18 protein-coding genes and 1 pseudogene are annotated in these 16,688 nt (G+C 52.2%); 8 read left to right on the top strand and 11 right to left on the bottom strand.

The features are described 5' to 3' along the window. Positions 1-9: 9 nt before the first annotated feature. The 10 genes from EQM14_RS02810 to EQM14_RS02770 form a co-directional block, all read right to left on the bottom strand. Entirely contained in the window at positions 10-1,281 is a 1,272-nt protein-coding gene (locus EQM14_RS02810) for a TRAP transporter large permease (RefSeq protein WP_243112596.1), read from the bottom strand. Next, entirely contained in the window at positions 1,275-1,760 is a 486-nt protein-coding gene (locus tag EQM14_RS02805; protein ID WP_164918936.1) for a TRAP transporter small permease, read from the bottom strand. The genes EQM14_RS02810 and EQM14_RS02805 overlap by 7 nt, the downstream gene beginning before the upstream one ends. Positions 1,761-1,845: 85 nt before the next feature. Then, entirely contained in the window at positions 1,846-2,907 is a 1,062-nt protein-coding gene (locus EQM14_RS02800; protein WP_164918935.1) for a TRAP transporter substrate-binding protein, read from the bottom strand. Positions 2,908-2,971: 64 nt separating this feature from the next. Continuing rightward, a complete protein-coding gene (locus tag EQM14_RS02795) occupies positions 2,972-3,862 on the bottom strand; it encodes a shikimate dehydrogenase family protein (RefSeq protein WP_128741518.1) in 891 nt (296 codons plus the stop codon). Further along, complete coding sequence (locus tag EQM14_RS16250; protein ID WP_164918934.1) at positions 3,846-3,983, bottom strand: hypothetical protein; 138 nt, start codon at positions 3,981-3,983, stop codon at positions 3,846-3,848. The genes EQM14_RS02795 and EQM14_RS16250 overlap by 17 nt, the downstream gene beginning before the upstream one ends. A gap of 135 nt (positions 3,984-4,118) precedes the next feature. Continuing rightward, entirely contained in the window at positions 4,119-5,111 is a 993-nt protein-coding gene (locus EQM14_RS02790; protein WP_128741517.1) for a LacI family DNA-binding transcriptional regulator, read from the bottom strand. A gap of 352 nt (positions 5,112-5,463) precedes the next feature. Further along, on the bottom strand, positions 5,464-6,156 hold the full coding sequence (locus EQM14_RS02785) for a hypothetical protein (protein WP_128741516.1): 693 nt from the start codon (positions 6,154-6,156) through the stop codon (positions 5,464-5,466). A gap of 32 nt (positions 6,157-6,188) precedes the next feature. Further along, complete coding sequence (locus EQM14_RS02780) at positions 6,189-6,551, bottom strand: hypothetical protein (protein ID WP_128741515.1); 363 nt, start codon at positions 6,549-6,551, stop codon at positions 6,189-6,191. Further along, positions 6,502-6,954, bottom strand: a complete 453-nt coding sequence (locus EQM14_RS02775; protein ID WP_128741514.1) for a PrgI family protein — start codon at positions 6,952-6,954, stop codon at positions 6,502-6,504. The genes EQM14_RS02780 and EQM14_RS02775 overlap by 50 nt, the downstream gene beginning before the upstream one ends. Positions 6,955-6,969: 15 nt before the next feature. Continuing rightward, a complete protein-coding gene (locus EQM14_RS02770) occupies positions 6,970-7,353 on the bottom strand; it encodes a hypothetical protein (protein ID WP_128741513.1) in 384 nt (127 codons plus the stop codon). Positions 7,354-7,686: 333 nt separating this feature from the next. Here EQM14_RS02770 and EQM14_RS16940 point away from each other — a divergent pair. The 7 genes and pseudogenes from EQM14_RS16940 to EQM14_RS02735 all read left to right on the top strand — a co-directional run bounded on the left by EQM14_RS16940 (position 7,687) and on the right by EQM14_RS02735 (position 13,775). Beyond that, positions 7,687-9,058, top strand: a pseudogene (locus tag EQM14_RS16940) (IS1182 family transposase). 190 nt (positions 9,059-9,248) lie between these two features. Beyond that, on the top strand, positions 9,249-9,584 hold the full coding sequence (locus tag EQM14_RS02760) for an ArsR/SmtB family transcription factor (protein ID WP_128741512.1): 336 nt from the start codon (positions 9,249-9,251) through the stop codon (positions 9,582-9,584). Between the two features lie 26 nt (positions 9,585-9,610). Further along, entirely contained in the window at positions 9,611-9,910 is a 300-nt protein-coding gene (locus tag EQM14_RS16935) for a DUF2703 domain-containing protein (RefSeq protein ID WP_442861468.1), read from the top strand. 209 nt (positions 9,911-10,119) lie between these two features. Further along, the gene (arsB, locus tag EQM14_RS02750) at positions 10,120-11,184 is read left to right on the top strand and encodes an ACR3 family arsenite efflux transporter (protein ID WP_128741511.1); all 1,065 of its coding nucleotides are present in this window, start codon (positions 10,120-10,122) and stop codon (positions 11,182-11,184) included. Between the two features lie 24 nt (positions 11,185-11,208). Next, positions 11,209-11,604, top strand: coding sequence for an arsenite efflux transporter metallochaperone ArsD (gene arsD / locus EQM14_RS02745; protein ID WP_128741510.1), 396 nt, complete (start codon positions 11,209-11,211; stop codon positions 11,602-11,604). Beyond that, positions 11,604-13,340 carry an arsenical pump-driving ATPase gene (gene arsA / locus EQM14_RS02740; RefSeq protein WP_128741509.1) on the top strand — a complete coding sequence of 579 codons (1,737 nt, stop codon included), beginning with the start codon at positions 11,604-11,606 and terminating at the stop codon, positions 13,338-13,340. The genes arsD and arsA overlap by 1 nt, the downstream gene beginning before the upstream one ends. 12 nt (positions 13,341-13,352) lie before the next feature. After that, positions 13,353-13,775: an arsenate reductase ArsC gene (locus EQM14_RS02735; RefSeq protein WP_128741508.1), complete on the top strand. Its 423-nt coding sequence runs from the start codon at positions 13,353-13,355 to the stop codon at positions 13,773-13,775. A 355-nt stretch (positions 13,776-14,130) separates the two neighbouring features. On the opposite strand, the gene EQM14_RS02725 is transcribed toward EQM14_RS02735, so the two are convergent. Further along, positions 14,131-14,805, bottom strand: coding sequence for a GntR family transcriptional regulator (locus EQM14_RS02725; protein WP_164918933.1), 675 nt, complete (start codon positions 14,803-14,805; stop codon positions 14,131-14,133). Positions 14,806-15,227: 422 nt separating this feature from the next. Between EQM14_RS02725 and EQM14_RS02720 the strand changes: the two genes are divergently transcribed. Continuing rightward, complete coding sequence (locus tag EQM14_RS02720; RefSeq protein WP_442861467.1) at positions 15,228-16,679, top strand: tagaturonate reductase; 1,452 nt, start codon at positions 15,228-15,230, stop codon at positions 16,677-16,679. The last annotated feature ends 9 nt before the right edge of the window (positions 16,680-16,688 follow it).

Raw genomic sequence — 16,688 nt, 5'->3', positions numbered from 1 at the left:
ATGTAATCCTCAGTGGAACAAATTCGGCAGGGCGAGTGAAATTTCCGGGATAAATGTGATGAGCATCAGGATCGCGAACATCGTGATCCAGATCGGGAGCATCGGCCTCACCATTTTCGTAAGCGAGGTCCCCGCGATGCCGGACGAAACGAACAGGGTGATGCCGACCGGCGGCGTGCTCATGCCAATGGCCAGATTCACCGTCGTGATGAGTCCGAAATGCAGCGGGTCGACCCCGTACTGCGTCACGATCGGGAGGAGGATCGGCACGGCCAGGATAATGGCCGGCGTGGAGTCCAGGATCATGCCGAGAATCAGGAAAATCACATTGACCATCAGCAGAATGAGGACCTTGCTGTGCACGGCGGCTCCCATCGCGGCCGCAACCTTTTGTGGCAGCTGCTCGTTGGTCAGCAGCCAGGCCAGAACATTCGTGGCGGCAACGCAGAACATGACGGCGGCGGAAGTGGCCGCGCTCCTTTTGAAGATATCCGGAAGGTCCCTCGGCTTCAGCCCCTTATACACGAACATGCCGACCAGCAGCGCATAAACAACCGCGACACAGGCCGCCTCGGTCGCCGTGAACAGCCCGGAGAAAATGCCGCCGATGATAATGACAACCATTAACAGAGCCCAGATGGAATCCAGGAAGGAATGCACGAATCCGCGCAAAGTGGGACGTTCGCCCGCGGGATAGTGTTTTTTCCTCGCAATGAGGTATACCGCAGCCATCATGGCAATTCCCAGAATCGTTCCCGGGATATAGCCGGCCAGGAACATATCCCCGACGGACACGTTCGCGGTCATCGCATAGATGACCATCACGATGCTGGGCGGGATGATGATCCCCAGCGGGCCGGAAACGGCGGTGATCGCGCCGGCAAACTCCTTGTCGTATCCTTTCTCTTTCATGGAAGGGATCGTGATGGAGCCGATCGCGGCGCTCGCGGCCGCGCCGGAGCCGGAAATCGCCCCGAACAGGATGCACGCGAGGATGCACACCATGCCCAGGCCGCCCCGGATATGCCCGACAATGCAGCTCGCCAGATCGATGAGCTTTTTGGAGATGCCGCCCTTGTCCATCAGATTCCCCGCCAGAATGAAAAAGGGGACCGCAAGCAGGGCAAACGTATCCAGCATGCCGAACATGGTCTGAGGGACAATGGTCAGCGGAACATGCCCGATCGTCAGCATTCCAAACCCGGCCGCCGCGCCGATCGCATAGGCAATCGGAACGCCCAGCAGCATGACCGCAAACATGATAATAAAAACCGTCAGCATGATACGACCTCTTTCCGTTTCTTCGTGAGTTCCAGATAGATGCTTTCCAGAACATGAAGAATCACGAGAGCTCCGTTCAGCGGCAGAATCAGATAAACATAACTCATATTGATGCCGAGAGCGGCGGAAACCCTGATATGGTTGACGATCATCAGCTTGATCCCGAAAAAGATCAGGACCACAGAGAACACCGTGACCAGCAGATAGGAAAAATATCTGCTGGCCGACCGGATCCTTTCGGGAAACAGATTGACTAGCATATCGACCTTGAAATGCTCGTCGTTCGCGGACACAAGCACCGCGCCCAGCATGGTCGACCAGATAAACAGATAGCGGCAGAGTTCCTCGGACCAGCTGATCGGGCTCTTCAGGAACACCCGGAAAAACACCTGCAGAAAGCCTACGACGGTAAAGGCCATCATCGTGATCACCGTGACGGACGTTTCAAACGTGCGCAGTCCTTTAAAAAAGCGGACCATCGTAATTCCTCCATTCCGGCCATGGGCGCTTCCGAAAAGCCGGAAACGCCTATGGCCATTTCTATTTTCGGGTCGGATGAAAACCTCAGCTGTTCTGCATGGCCTGGACCTTATCGATCCATTCTTTTCCAACGACGCTCTCATATTTGCTCCAGACCGTCTGCGCCGCTTTGCGGAATTCCGCCAATTGCGCATCCGTCGGTTTTGTGATCGTTACCTTATGATCCTTCATCACCTGCAGCGAAGACGCTTCCTGCGCATCCCACAGTTTGCGTTCTTCCTGGGCCATTTCTTTTCCGGCCTGCAGAATCGCCTTCTGGTCCGCCTCGGGAAGGGAAGCCAAGTAGCTTTTGCTCATCGCGACAATGTCCGGAGTCATAATGTGGTCGTCCTCAAGAAAATAAGTCGCCGGTTCGTAATGCTTCGACGTATCATACACAATCGTGGCGTTTTCAGCGCCGTCAACCACATGCGTCTGCAAGGCGGTATAAATATCGCCCATGGGTATGGGGGTTCCGGAAGCGCCGAACGCTTTACACATGTCCTGGTAAATCGGACCGTCGGGCACACGGATTTTCATGCCTTTCAGATCGGCCAGCTTCTCCACTTTCCGGGTCGTGTAAAAGCATCTGGACCCCGCGTAAAAATAGCACAGCCCGACAAGGCCGGCCTTACCAAGCACGTCGTTTAAATAATGCGCGCCGATATCGCTGTCCAGCACCTTCAAGAAGTGCTCTTTGTCTTTAAACATATACGGCAGGTCGAAAATTTGGATTTCCGGAACATAGGTAGAAAAACCGGTGGCCATATTCTTTGCGATCTCAACCGTTCCCAGGCTGAGGCCTTCCACGCACTGCGCCTGAGTTCCCAGTGCGGAATTGACAAACACCTGTACTTCGACTTCCCCGTTCGTCAACTCGGAAACACGGTTTGCAAACCAGTGATACGCCTTGCTCTGAGGATGGGTCTCAGCCTGGGAGTCTCCCAGCTTTAAAACATATTTCGCCTTGCCCGTGCCGCTTGCTTTGCTTGCGCCCGCGCTGGAAGCCGAAGAAGCGCCGGCGGCGGATGAAGCAGAGGACGCGCCGCAGGCAGTCAGAGAAAAAATCATCGCTGCCGAAAGGATCGCCGCTAAAATCTTTTTCATGATAATCCTCCTAAATTCGTTTTTTCTTAATTTGTTCTGTTCATCCGGATGCCCGCCGCTGTTTCTAACCATGCAGGATGAAATTGAACGCATCCTGATACATCACCGACGGATCGGCATCCTTGCCCGTCCAGATCTGAAAGGCGCACACCCCCTGATGAACCAATAGATTGAGGCCTTCCACGATCACATGACCCTTCTGCTGCGCCGACTCCAGGAACCGGGTCCTCAGCGGGCTGTAAATTGCATCGAAAAAAATGCTGTCCGGCTCCACGGCTTCATAGGGGAACTGTTGCTCCAGGTCGCCATGGTTGTTCATGCCGTTGGACGTAGCGTTGACAATCAGGTCCGAACGCTCCAGTTCGTTCCGCCACGCCGCAAGATCCCAGGGGATCATCCGGACCGTCGCTTCCGGTATTTTGATTTTCAGGCGGTCCAAAAAATCCCGAAAGCTTTTGACAAACCTTTCTTCCTCCATATGATTGGTTGCGACGATGTCGGTTACGCCCTGAAGAGCCGTCTGTGCGACCACCGCCTTGGCAAGCCCTCCCATTCCCAGGACAAAGACCTTGCGGATGGCCTTACGGGCGGTGTTCTTTTCCATGACGGCGTTCCAAAAGCCTATGCTGTCGGTGTTGTATCCGATCAGCTTTCCATTCTCATTGCAGATGCAGTTGACCGCTCCGGTAATCGCCGCCTCATCCCGCAGCCCGTCAAGGTAGCCGCTCATCCGTTCCTTCAAAGGCATGGTGACCACATAGCCTTTCAAATCGATGCTGCGCAGCGCCTTCATGACACAGTCCACATTCTCCGTATTGCAGCGCATTGCAACAAGCACGCGGTCCATCCCGTTTCTGAGAAACGCCTTGTTCATAATGACGGGAGACATGGAATGTTCAATCGGGTCGCCTAAAATGGCATAAAGTCCGGTCTTTGCATTAACGATTCGTTCCACAGTGCCTTCTCCTCATGAAATGTGTTTTCGTCGCGGACGCCTCATTCGGCGCTCGCCTGAAAATATAGCCGCCGTACTCCATCATGGGCACCGTTTGAATGGTCGGCCGTTTCCTTTTCATACATAAATCCTCCAAAAATAAAATATTGAAATAAGTTTTTACACTTATTTTGCCATGATAACGTTTGCATGATAACGTTTGCATTTACCCGGATATTCTTCTTTCGGAAAACTCATCCGGGAGTTCTTCTTTCCATCAGGCGCTGCCCCGCTCAATGATCCGCACGGGATAAACTTTTTCCGGCTGCACCGGGCTGGCGCGCTGTTCCAGGATGTCGATCAAATGGGCCGTCGCATCGTTCGCAATTTGAATGAACGGCTGCTCCACCGTGGTCAGGTCGAAATTTTCGGAATAGCCCACATTGTCGAATCCAATCACAGCGATATCCTGCGGGACTTTCAGTCCAAAAGATGTGATCGCGATCTTAACGTCGATCGCAATCGGGTCGCTTTGGGCAAAAATGGCATCCGGCCGGTACCCTTCCTTCAGCTTTTGAGCAACCAGACGCTGCACTTCGTATTTTTGCTTGCAGTCACACTGCCAGGCCAGATCCGGATTCGGCTCCATGCCGGATCTGGCCAAGCCTTCGTAAAATCCTTCCGTCCGCTGAGGGTACAGAGCAAGCAGCGGATTCCCATAGACCGTCGCGATGTTTCGATGCCCTTTTTCTATCAGATACCGGGCGGCCAGATAGCCGCCGTATTTATTATCTGAAACAAATGTATTCGTCGTAACGTCGTTGTCACGCATAATGGAAACCACCGGGTAGCCCTCTTCTTTCAGGCTCAGGATGGTTCTGCTGTTTTTCCCCACCAGCGAGGTGGAAAAAATGAAACCGTCAACCGCAGTCCCTTTCAGCTTCTCCACATATTCTTTTTCAATTTTCTGGCTTTCCTGCGTATCGCAGAAGATGACCGAATACCCATGCTTCCACGCCTCGGCCTGAATCGCAACGGCAAGGATCGGATAAATCAGATTCTGAAGATTGGGGATAAAGAATCCAATCGTCTTCGTTTTTCCCTCTTTCAGCGCCCTGGCAGATAAATTGGGAAAATAATTCAGTTCCTTAATACTTTCCAGAACACGCTGCCTGGTCTTTTCCTGCACGGGCGCCTTGCGGCTCAATACCCTTGAAACTGTGCAGGGAGAAACACCGGCCAGCTTTGCAACATCTTTCAGGGTCACCATCCGTTTTTCTCCTATGATATCGTTTGCATTTTTTACTGTTTTTAGTTTAACAATTGTTTTGGTAAAATTCAATAGTTTATTTTCCAAATTTGCCCCCTATTTTTTGTGCATTGTTTACGGGGCTCATCGAAAGGGAAAGCGATACAGGTAGGCCAATAATGTTCGCTGTGTTCCATCTAGTTACTCCATTCGTGTAGTTTCCGGACTGTTTTAACTTGAGGAAATAAGTCCGGTTTTCTATTCTTTCAAGCGCGTTCGCGAATTTTCTATTCCAGTTTTGCAGGTCGAATCCGCCATCCTGCAAGTTTTGAGACTGCTCTATCATACCACTGAGTTATCCTGGTAAAAGGTCTTAATTCCCTAAAGTTAACCGTAGCCTTCTTTCTGGACCTAGTTCTTGGGGTGTCGCGGCTGATATGGGTTCTTTTTGTTGTTTTAAATCCGGCTGCTCATTGAATCCGAGCGCCGAGTTCAATTCTTCCACCATCTCATCAATCCTGGCCCTCTCCTCCGCGGATGCGTACTTGTTGTAAAAAACCCTGTGCTTTTCGTTGACTGTTGCAATTTCCTGGTCGCGCCGGTTATGAATGGCATAGTGGCGTCCCTTTGGCGTAAAAACCACTTTCAAGGCCATTCCAATTCCCTTTAGCCTCTCCTTTAATTTTTCGAAAAAGCCGGGCAATAAATTTCTGTTGTCTGGATTCGTGTCAAAGTAGGCGCCGGACAGAGATCGCTTTATCCGCTTGTCATCCGAGACGATTGAAACTTTTTTGTCCTTCCCGATATAACCCACCACATTGCCGTTCCGGTCCGTAATATCGTAACTGCGGTGGGCTTCCCTCCGATTCTCGCGGAACTGATAGCCTTTTTCCTGGACTGCTTTCATAAACTGATGCATGTGGGTCAATTGGAATGTCAAAACGGGGATTTCATTGGAAACCAGGCCGGAACGCGCGGCAAAATTCTGTGTGGCCTCGGATTTTACTTCAGAAGAGCTTAATAAGGTCCATTCCTTGTCCTGACCTTCCGAATAGATGTTATACACGGGCCGGCAACTGTCATAGTCGAACGACGCAGTCAGTAAGTATTGTCGCTGATGAAGCGGCAGTGCATAAAATCATTATATCCACTCACACACTGCTTTAAATCGGGGACAGCGCTGTCCGGCGCTGTCACGTCCAGCCTGATGCGGGAACGGGAAAGAGGTTTTGTCAGAACACTGACCTGAAGCTGGGCCGTCTCGTCAAACGAGTTCAAAAACTGGCAGTAATGGCCGAAGGTAACGACTTTGGATGAATCCTCCGTGTTGCTGTAGTTGGTGTCGTCAAATGCCCAGGTCGCGCTGAATTTGTGATTTCCGAGATCACAGATCCCGTCGTCATATATGGACTCAAACGGAACGCTTTCCTGGGCGGTGTTTCTTTTGGGCCAGGGCAGCATGGAGCCAATGATGGCCTTTCTCGGCCTTCTGACCGTCTTGCTCCTGAAGTTTTTCATATGCCGCATCATACTCCTTTTGATTCTGCTGAATCGTTTCATAAAGATTTGTCATGACAAACTTCCGTTTCTGCGGAAATTTATGATGCTGCCGGTAGCGATACCGGAGAATTTGTTCCAGGTGCTGGCCGTCCTTTTCGTGAATGGCCCCGTACAGGACAGGTACGGCTGCGGACGCGCTTAACAGCGTGGACAGCCTGGGATTTCCGGTTTTCCAGAATACCGGAACAAAAATGAGAACGATGACCGCCAGCGCAATGCCCAGGCAAACCAGTTGTCTCTTGGTGAAGTTCCCGGCAACCTTATGCTCATAGCTGTAAATATCATCGGGAATTGGAACGATCATATGACGCCTCCTCTTTTAAAAGGTTCCTAAAAGCCGTTTGGAAATCGAGCCAGTCTTTACGAGCGTGAACACAAGAATTGTTGAGTACCCCATCATGGTGAAAACTCCGTTTACAGAAGTCTCAATCGTCACGCTTTTTATCAGCATCAGATACATGGACACGGCCAACACGATAAAACCACCCTGAAGAACCAGGGCGATAAACATCTTGACAAAGTTGATACCGATGCTTCCACGCAGTTCATCGCTTGCAAATGTGGCGAAAGGAATCGGCGCGAAAACCCAGTACAGTACGATCTCGAAAAGCCTCCCATAGACAACAACCGTCGCAACGATGGAAAGGATTTCCGTCCCCAGCCAGGGGCCGAACAGTTGCAGATAAACGCCCAGCTTCTGCATAAAGCTTATGCCCGACACCTGCTGGATAAAAAGCGGTGGTGTCCACGTTGTTTCCGGTGCCGATGGTGACTTGGGAATAGAGCTGGAGGATCATGGCGTTAATCATATGCGGTCTGGACGGCAGTCCGACCTGGACGGATCTCTATTCCAGTGACGAAAGTTGTCGCCATATTTTTCTCCAGCGCCCCCTCGATGGTTTTTAACCATGTGCTACCCCCTTCCATCCTGCTATTGTTCACTTCGTGCCAAGTTCGAGGTGTTGACAAAGTTCCAAAAGGAGAGGCAAAAATGGTATAATGTAGGCAAAGAAAAAGCAGTGGGATGTGTTTGGGAATGCTGACGGAGCGAGACGGGATACAGATAAAAATGCATTGTGTCACCCTTGAGGACCTGGTGCCGCAGGAGCACTTTTTGCGCAAGCTGGAAAACGCCGTGGATTTCAGCTTCATCTACGACGAGGTTCGGGATTTGTACTGCCCGGATAACGGCAGGCCCGGAATCGATCCGGTAGTGCTGGTAAAATATCTACTGGTGGGATATCTGTACGGTATCGAATCGGAGCGTCGCATTGAGCAGGAGATTCAGGTGAATATGGCCTACCGGTGGTTCCTGGGGTTGGATTTGGATGATCGGGTGCCCGATCATTCTACAATTTCCCAGAATCGGCGCAGACGGTTTCATGGAAAAGAGGTGACCGTCACCTGTTTGAACATATTTTGCATCTATGCATGGAAAAGGGATTGGTGGATGGAAAGATCATTCTGACGGATTCCACGCATGTAAAAGCGAATGCCTCATTTAAGGCGAATACAAAAGTACTGGCCCAGCGCGAGACAACGGACTATATGGAACGGCTGGATCAGTATGAAGCGGAGGAACGTGCGCGGCTGGAGTCATCCGGCGCCATCAAGCCGCAGCGCGCGGGGCGTGAGAAAAAGGAAAGCGAAAAGGTGCAAAAGACGGTCAGCACCACCGATCCGGACGCTGAAATGCTGCAGCGGCCCGGAAAACCGGAAGGAATGCATTACCTGGATCATCAAAGCGTGGATGCCGCTCACGGAATTGTGGTGGATGTGGCAGTGACACCGGGAAATGTGAACGATTCGGAGCCATACCTGGGACGCATTGAATACATGCGGAAGCATTTGGGACTGGATATTCAAGCAGCCGGCGCGGATAGCGCCTATGGCACCAGCATGATTTACCGGGCGATGGACGATATGGGCATCTGGCTGTACACGCCCGCAGCAACGGGCGGGGCAACCTACAAGGTGGAGTTCAGGCGCGAGAATTTTCAGTATGATGCGGAAAAGGACTGCTTTATTTGCCCTGCTGGAAAACAACTGACCCTGCGGAATCTTGAGAGGGAGCACTACAACGTCTGCCGGGTATACAGAGCCGAAAAGAAAAACTGCCGGGCCTCCCGATGCTAAGCAAGTGTGTAAGTGGCAGCCATCAAAGCCGCGCGATCCGAAAGAATATTTTTGAGGAATCCGTAAAAAAGCAGCGGGACACGGATGGTACATTCACCCACAAACATATCCTGAGTCTGCGCCAGATTTGGTGTGAGGGCAGCTTTGCGGCCCAGAAATGGATGCACAACTTAAGACGTCTGTTCAGACGGGGAATCGAGGCGGCGGAAGATCACTGCCTCTTGTCGGCAACCGCCTTAAACCTAAAGCGCATGGTTAAGTGCCTGGGATAAGTCCCAAGGCGCTTCTTTTTTTGCCTGTTCCCCCTGGATTTCTCATGGCTTCGTCCCGAATGATGGGGTTTGTCAACACCTCGAACTTGGCCCGAAGTTCTTTTTGGTAGGAAACACAATTTTATATTGACACTTTTCGATTTGGCGCATATAATAGTCACATCGAAGTTTATAGATGTGAGGCACCAATATGGAAAAGTATCTGGAACATATAAAGGTATTCAAGGCGCTGGGCGATCCCAAGAGAGCCATGATCGTGGATATGCTCTCCTGCGGCGAGCTTTGCGCCTGCAAGATTTTAGAAAAGTTCGAGATGTCCCAATCCACTCTGTCCCATCACATGAAGATCCTGTGCGAGTGCGGGCTTGTCAAAGGCAGAGAGGAAGGTAAATGGACTTACTACTCGCTGGACGCAGATACCGTCAGTGAAACACAGCAGTTCTTCCACGACATCACATCGGATAAGGAAAACTGCATTTGCAGGGAAAACACAGACTGCCGGAAAGGATGTAATAAAAATGAGTAAGTATCGTTGTTCCTCCGGAAATTGTTGTGGGTAGACCCAGCCGAAAAAGCCGATTTCCATTGATTTTTTGTATCTGGGCACGACCGTTTGCGGCCGGTGTCAGGATACAGAAAAGGCTTTGGACGAAGTACTCCAATGCTGCCGTCGTATTGGATGCGGCCGGATACGAGGTCAAGGTCAATCAGGTGAACATTGCAACGAGGGAGTTGGCAGTCCCATATCGATTTATTAGCTCTCCCACTATTCGCATAAACGGAAATGGCATTGCCGTTGAATTAAAGGAATCGCTCTGCGAGGACTGCGGGATTTTGCGGAGATACTGTTGACTGCCGCGTATGGGTATATAAAAGCACCGAAATATAAAGCGCCACCCAAAAAGCTTATCGTATGACGCCATTCTTCGTGAAGTCTATAGCCCAGAACAGGGAGAGCCGGAGCACGAAGTCCATCGGCTTCCCGCGAATCTGGAAACGCACTTTATCGCCAAGTCCCGCAAGGACGAAATGGAGCTACAGAAGGAATCGGGTAATGCAATATGAGCGAACAAAAAACACAGGGCATCGGCTTCTTTGAAAAATATCTGACCATTTGGGTGCTGCTGTGCATGGCGGCGGGCATCCTGATCGGGAAATTCCTGCCGGCTATCCCCGCAGTTTTGGAAAAGTTTCAATATGCGGGCCAAAATCTCCCCATCGCTGTCCTTATCTGGATTATGATCTACCCTATGATGATGAAGATTGATTTTCAATCCATAAAGGACGTTGGGAAGCATCCCTTAGGTATCCTTATATCCAGCGGCAGCAGCTGGGTTATCAAGCCTTTCCTCATGTTCGGGCTGGCGACATTGTTTTTGAAGGTCGTCTTTCAATCTTTCATCCCCGCAGCGTTGGCGCAAGATTTCGTGACAGGGACCGTATTGTTGGGAACCGCGCCCTGCACGGCAATGGTGTTCGTGTGGAGCAATCTCGCAAAAGGCGACCCGGCCCATACGCTTGTGCAGGTTTCGGTCAACGACCTGTTGATCCTCGTGCTGTTTGTGCCGCTGGTGCAACTATTGCTCGGCGTGAATGACATCCATATTCCCTGGGGTACACTTGTCTTTTCCATCCTCTTATTCGTCGTTGTTCCGTTGGCCGGCGGCGCTCTCACGCGCGTCCTTATGATTAGGAAAAAAGGCGAACCGTATTTTAATAAAAACTTTGTTCCCAAGTTTGACGGCATAACGACTTTAGGGTTGCTTCTGACTCTGGTCATCATCTTTTCTTTCCAGGGTGACATTATTCTGGAACAGCCCCTGTACGTTCTGCTGATCGCGGTTCCGCTGATTCTACAAAACCTGATCTCTGCCAGTTTCACTTATCTGTTGTGCAGATGGACGAAGCAGCCGCACAACATCGCGGCACCGGCTTCCCTGATTGCGGCCTCGGATTTTTTTGAATTGTCGGTAGCGGTAGCGATTGCTCTTTTCGGTCCCGATTCTCCGGTGGTGCTTGCCTGCACGGTCGGTGTACTGACCGAAGTTCCGGTCATGCTTCTGCTGGTGCGTTTTATCAACAAAACCCGCCGTTGGTTCCCCCAACCGGCGGCTGTTAACAACTAATCATATCAAAAGGAGTTGTCTGCTATGAAAAAAATGAAGATATTTGAACCTGCCATGTGCTGCCCGACCGGACTTTGCGGCGTCGGCGTTGATCCCGAACTGCTGCGTATTTCCACCGTGCTGGACACGCTGAAAAGGCACGGCGTGGCCGTCGAACGCTTCAACCTCAGCAGTGCGCCGAAAGAGTTCGTCACCGACCGGGCCGTCAACGCCTACGTCAATGCCCACGGCCCGGAAGGCTTGCCCGTCGTTACGGTAGACGGCGAAATTGTGATTACAGGCCGATACCCCACCAACGAGGAATTTACGAAGCTGCTCGACTTTCCTGAAGGTATGCTGGCGAAACAAAGCAAACCTGTAAAGGTAAAAATCACCCGGAAGAAGCCGGGCGGCTGCGGTTGCAAGGGAGGCTGCTGCTGATGGAGCTTTTTCGTCCCTTGACGGTTCCCCTGACGAAGTACCTCTTTTTCACCGGAAAGGGCGGCGTTGGAAAAACCAGCATCGCCTGTGCCACCGCAGTATCGCTGGCAGACAGCGGAAAGCGGGTATTGCTGATCAGTACTGATCCGGCCTCTAACTTACAGGACGTATTTTCGATGGAACTGACAAACAAAGGAACGCCCATCCCCGACATCCCGAATCTAATTGCGGCGAACCTCGACCCCATACAGGCCGCCGCCGAATATCGGGAAAGCGTGATCGCGCCTTATCGCGGCAAACTGCCTAAGTCGGCAATCGCCAACATGGAAGAACAGCTTTCCGGCTCCTGTACGGTAGAAATCGCGGCGTTTAACGAATTTTCCGGCTTGCTTACAGACGGTAAGGTGCAGCAGGAATACGACCATATTATTTTCGACACGGCCCCCACGGGCCACACCCTTCGGATGCTCCAGCTTCCATCCGCATGGAGTGATTTCATCAGCCAAAGCACACACGGCGCATCCTGTTTGGGCCAGCTTTCCGGCTTGGAGAGCAAGAAAGCAATCTACAAACAGGCCGTGGAAACGCTGGCAGACGGAGAGCTGACCACACTGATCCTCGTCACCCGCCCCGAAACCGCACCGTTCAAGGAGGCAGAGCGGGCCTCCGGCGAGCTTTCCGCGCTGGGCGTTCGCAATCAGATTCTGGTTGTCAACGGCGTGCTGATGGAACACAGCGACGCCTTGTCTTCCAGCCTGTATGAAAAGCAGCGTGCCGCCTTTGCCGCGATGCCGGAAGGCTTGCGGACATTTCCTCGTTTCATGGTGCCCCTTCGGACCTATAACGTCACGGGGCTGGAAAACGTGCGCGCCCTGCTGCATACCGATCATGTAACCGCATATACGGAAACGCTGAATTCCGTCCACATCCCCTCGCTGAACGACGTGATAGACAAACTCGCGGCGGACGGCAAGCGCGTCATTTTCACGATGGGCAAGGGCGGCGTAGGCAAAACCACCGTTGCCGCCGCCGTTGCGCTGGGCCTTGCGAAACGCGGAAAGAGAGTCCACCTCACCACCACAGACCCCGCCGCGCACCTGAAATTTGTGCTGGACGAAACCAGCGGCGTTTCCATGAGCCATATCGACGAAGCCAAAGAACTGAAAAAGTATCAGTCCGAAGTACTTGCCAAAGCCCGCGCGTCAGGCATGAGCGACGCGGATATCGCCTATGTGGAGGAAGATCTGCGTTCCCCCTGCACACAGGAGATCGCCGTGTTCCGCGCCTTTGCGGAGGAAGTGGAAAAGGCCGACGATCAGGTCGTGGTCATTGACACTGCGCCCACGGGCCACACCCTGCTTTTACTGGAATCCACGCAGAGCTACAACCACGAGATCCGGCGTACCAAGGGCGAAATCCCCGAATCGGCAAAGCGGCTGCTGCCCCGGCTGAAATCCGACGAAACCGAGGTGCTTATTGTGACCCTGCCCGAAGCGACCCCTTTTTATGAGGCGCTGCGCTTAGAGGACGATTTGAAGCGGGCGGGCATCGCCGCAAAATGGTGGATCGTGAATCAGTGCCTTTATGGTACGAACACCGTCGATCCAATGCTGGCGGCAAAAGCGGCAAGCGAGGTGGGATGGCTCAACCGGATTGATGAACACGCGGACGGTAACTTTGCACTGATTGCGCGGAGCGCCGGGGAAATCAAGGGCAACCGTCTGTTGGCGCTTTAAAGGGGGTAGGATATGACAAAAGTTGCGTTTATCTGCACCCACAATTCTTGTCGCAGCCAGATTGCGGAGGCATTGGGCAAACGTCTTGCGAGTGATGTTTTTGAAAGCTATTCGGCGGGAACGGAAACAAAGCCGCAAATCAGCCGGGATGCTGTTCGCCTGATGAAGCAGCTTTATGGGATAGACATGGAAAAAGCACAGCGTTCAAAGCTGCTGTCAGAACTTTCCCCGGTTGATGTTGTCGTTACGATGGGCTGCGGCGTCGAGTGTCCTTATCTGCCCTGTAAACACAGGGAGGATTGGGGGCTGGACGATCCGACGGGAAAAAGCGACGAGGAATTTATCAAGGTTATAAGGCAGATTGAAAACAATATTCTAACTCTAAAAGAAAGACTGAATGCTGATGCGGCTTCCAAAAACCTTAACCACTTCTAATGAAGAAGTGTAAATTATAAGGCTTTGCAAAATGAGCTAATGAGAAAGCCATAATCCTTTCGCAGAGCCGTGATTTTGGACGGGTACACGCCGCAGGTGTTCGCGTGAATCGCAACTTGGTCCAAGTTAGCCGCGCACCTGCGTTGCAGGGAAACAAGCCCACGGACGGGTGCAAGGTCAACATGACAAAACCTCCTTTTGTTCTTTCATGCGGTTGACAGACCTGCATTTGTTCTAACAAAAGGAGGTTTTCTTGTGCTCATCAGCATAGCTGGTGGTTGTCATTCACTTAAACTACAATCTGAGGGAGGGCGTTCCCACCGGGGAACGCCCTCCCTGCATGTCTTTGTCACTTTCACTCTTCTCCCCTTGGCTGCGGGATCTCCCATCCTCCGTTGGAAACAACCAAAGCGAACGCGGCGTTTTTCGCGGCCTGCAGATGTTCCATCATGAATTGGGCCGCAAGGTCAAAACGGTCCGACAGCGCCGCTTCCAGAATCTTAACGTGTTCGGCGGACGACTGGGCAATTCTGGATTCATTTCTGTTGCCGGAAAGGATCCTGATCCGTCCGTTCTGGACAAGAATATTGTCGTACATCTGGATCAGATACCGGTTCTGCGTGGCGGAAATGAAAATGCGGTGCATCCGGTCGTCCATCCGGTACAGCGAATCCGGCGCGTCCTGCATACCGGAAAAATCATTCTTGTAGCGCAGCAGGATTTCCTTGTCCACCTTATCCCCGTACTTTGTGATGGCGAACGGTTCGATCAGCGCTCTGATTTCATAGACGGAGCTGATCTCATTTATGGAAAGGTCGGAAACGACAATCCCCTTTTTGGGGATAATTCTGACCAGATTTTCCTGCTCCAGCCGGCTGATGGCATCCCGAATCGGCGTTCTGCTGACGCCGATCTCATTTTGAAGGAACCCTTCGTTCAGAAAAGTGTTCGGCAGATATTCGCAGGACGCGATTTTCGACTTTATGATGGCATAAGCCTTTTCTTTTAAACTTAAACTCGTCGTTTCCACAGTCCGCACCTTCGGATACATATTGTATACAACATGATTGATTTTCAATATCATACCATAAAACCTGTGAATTTGCAAACAAAAAAGAAGATAAATGCCCTAAGACAGGCCGGAAGGGATTTCGCGCGCCCGTTGGTCCACGGTTTGGTTGGATTTAATAAACAAAATATCAAAATTTGTGTGAAAATATTATTGACAATGGGTAAAGATTCCGTTAAGATATGATGTATACATCACGTATACATGTCAGAGAGTCCCTTACGCAAGCGGAAGGAGAGGGCCACCGGCACCCGCCTGGAACAGGACTGCGGACCGGGATTCTCCCGCCATGTTGCGGGCGCGGGCGGCGGGACTTTCCGCAAATGGAAATTCCTGCCGCAGTGAAAGGAAAACGAACTGAATCCAGACGGGAGGAACAGCATTTGGAAAGAATCTCACAAAAGATGTTCCCGGACAGGGCAAAACACCCAATCCGGGTTTTGCAGTACGGTGAAGGCAATTTTCTGCGGGCGTTCGTCGACTGGCAGATTGAACGGATGAACCGGGAAGCGGGCTTTGACGCGGGCGTTGCGATCGTACAGCCGCTGCAGCAGGGAAACGTCGGCGTTCTGAACGAGCAGGACTGCCTGTACACCCTTTTTCTTCAGGGCATGCGGGGCAGTGAGGCGACCCGGGAGCACAGCGTGATCGAGTGCGTCACCGAAGCGATCAATCCTTTTGAAAGCTTCGATTCCTACCTTTCGCTGGCCGGATGCGAAACACTGCGGCTGGTGGTTTCCAACACGACGGAGGCCGGCATCGCTTTCGACCCCGCGTGCGCTTTAAACGACGCTCCGCCGGCAAGTTACCCGGCAAAACTGACTCAGTTTTTGTACCGGCGCTACCGGATTTTCCACGGGGAAGAAAAAAAGGGCCTTTTGATCATCCCGTGCGAGCTGATCGACCGAAACGGCGAAAGGTTGAAAAAATACGTTCTGCAGTACGCGGAGCTCTGGAACCTGGAAGCGGGTTTCGTTTCATGGATCAACCGTTCGAACACTTTCTGCTGCAGCCTTGTGGACCGGATTGTCCCCGGCTACCCGCGAGACACGATCAAGGAGATCACAAAAGAGCTCGGATACATAGATAACGCTGTCGATATCGGCGAGCTGTTCCACCTCTGGGTGATCGAAGGCCCAAAATGGATCGCGCAGGAAATTCCATTTGAAAAAGCCGGGCTGAATGTAAAAATCGTGGAAGACATGACGCCGTACCGCACACGGAAGGTGCGCATCCTGAACGGCGCGCATACCACGCTGGTTCCGGTCGCCTATCTGCTTGGGCTGAACACGGTTGGGGAAGCGGTGGACGACGCCGTGGCGGGAAAGTTCCTCTCCCAGGCCCTCGAGCGTGAGATCATCCCGACTCTTGACCTCCCCCGGCAGGAGCTGGAGGAGTTCGCCGCAGCGGTGCTGGAACGTTTTCGCAACCCGTTCGTCAAGCATTATCTGATAAGCATCGCTTTGAATTCCTTCTCCAAATATGAGACGCGGGTCCTTCCTTCGGTGCTGGAGTATCTCACCAGAACCAAATCCCTGCCGAAGCATCTGGTCTTTTCGCTCGCGGCGCTTCTGGAGTTTTACCGCGGCAGGCGCGGTGAAGAAAAAATCGCGCTCCAGGACGAGGAAAACGTGCTGGCCCTGATGGGCGGACTCTGGTCTTCCTTCGACGGGACTGACGCCTCCCTTCGCACGCTGGTGCGCGGCGCTCTCTCCTTTGAGCCGGTCTGGAAGCGGGATCTGAACCAGGTCCCCGGCCTGACGGAGGCGGTGGCCGGCTATCTTTCCGCCATTGAAAAGGACGGCATGAAAAAAGCCGTGGAAGCGATTCTTTGAAGGCGCCGT

This window comes from Caproiciproducens sp. NJN-50 (assembly GCF_004103755.1).
Taxonomy (GTDB): domain Bacteria; phylum Bacillota; class Clostridia; order Oscillospirales; family Acutalibacteraceae; genus Caproicibacter.
This window is presented reverse-complemented; position numbering and strand designations above follow the sequence as displayed.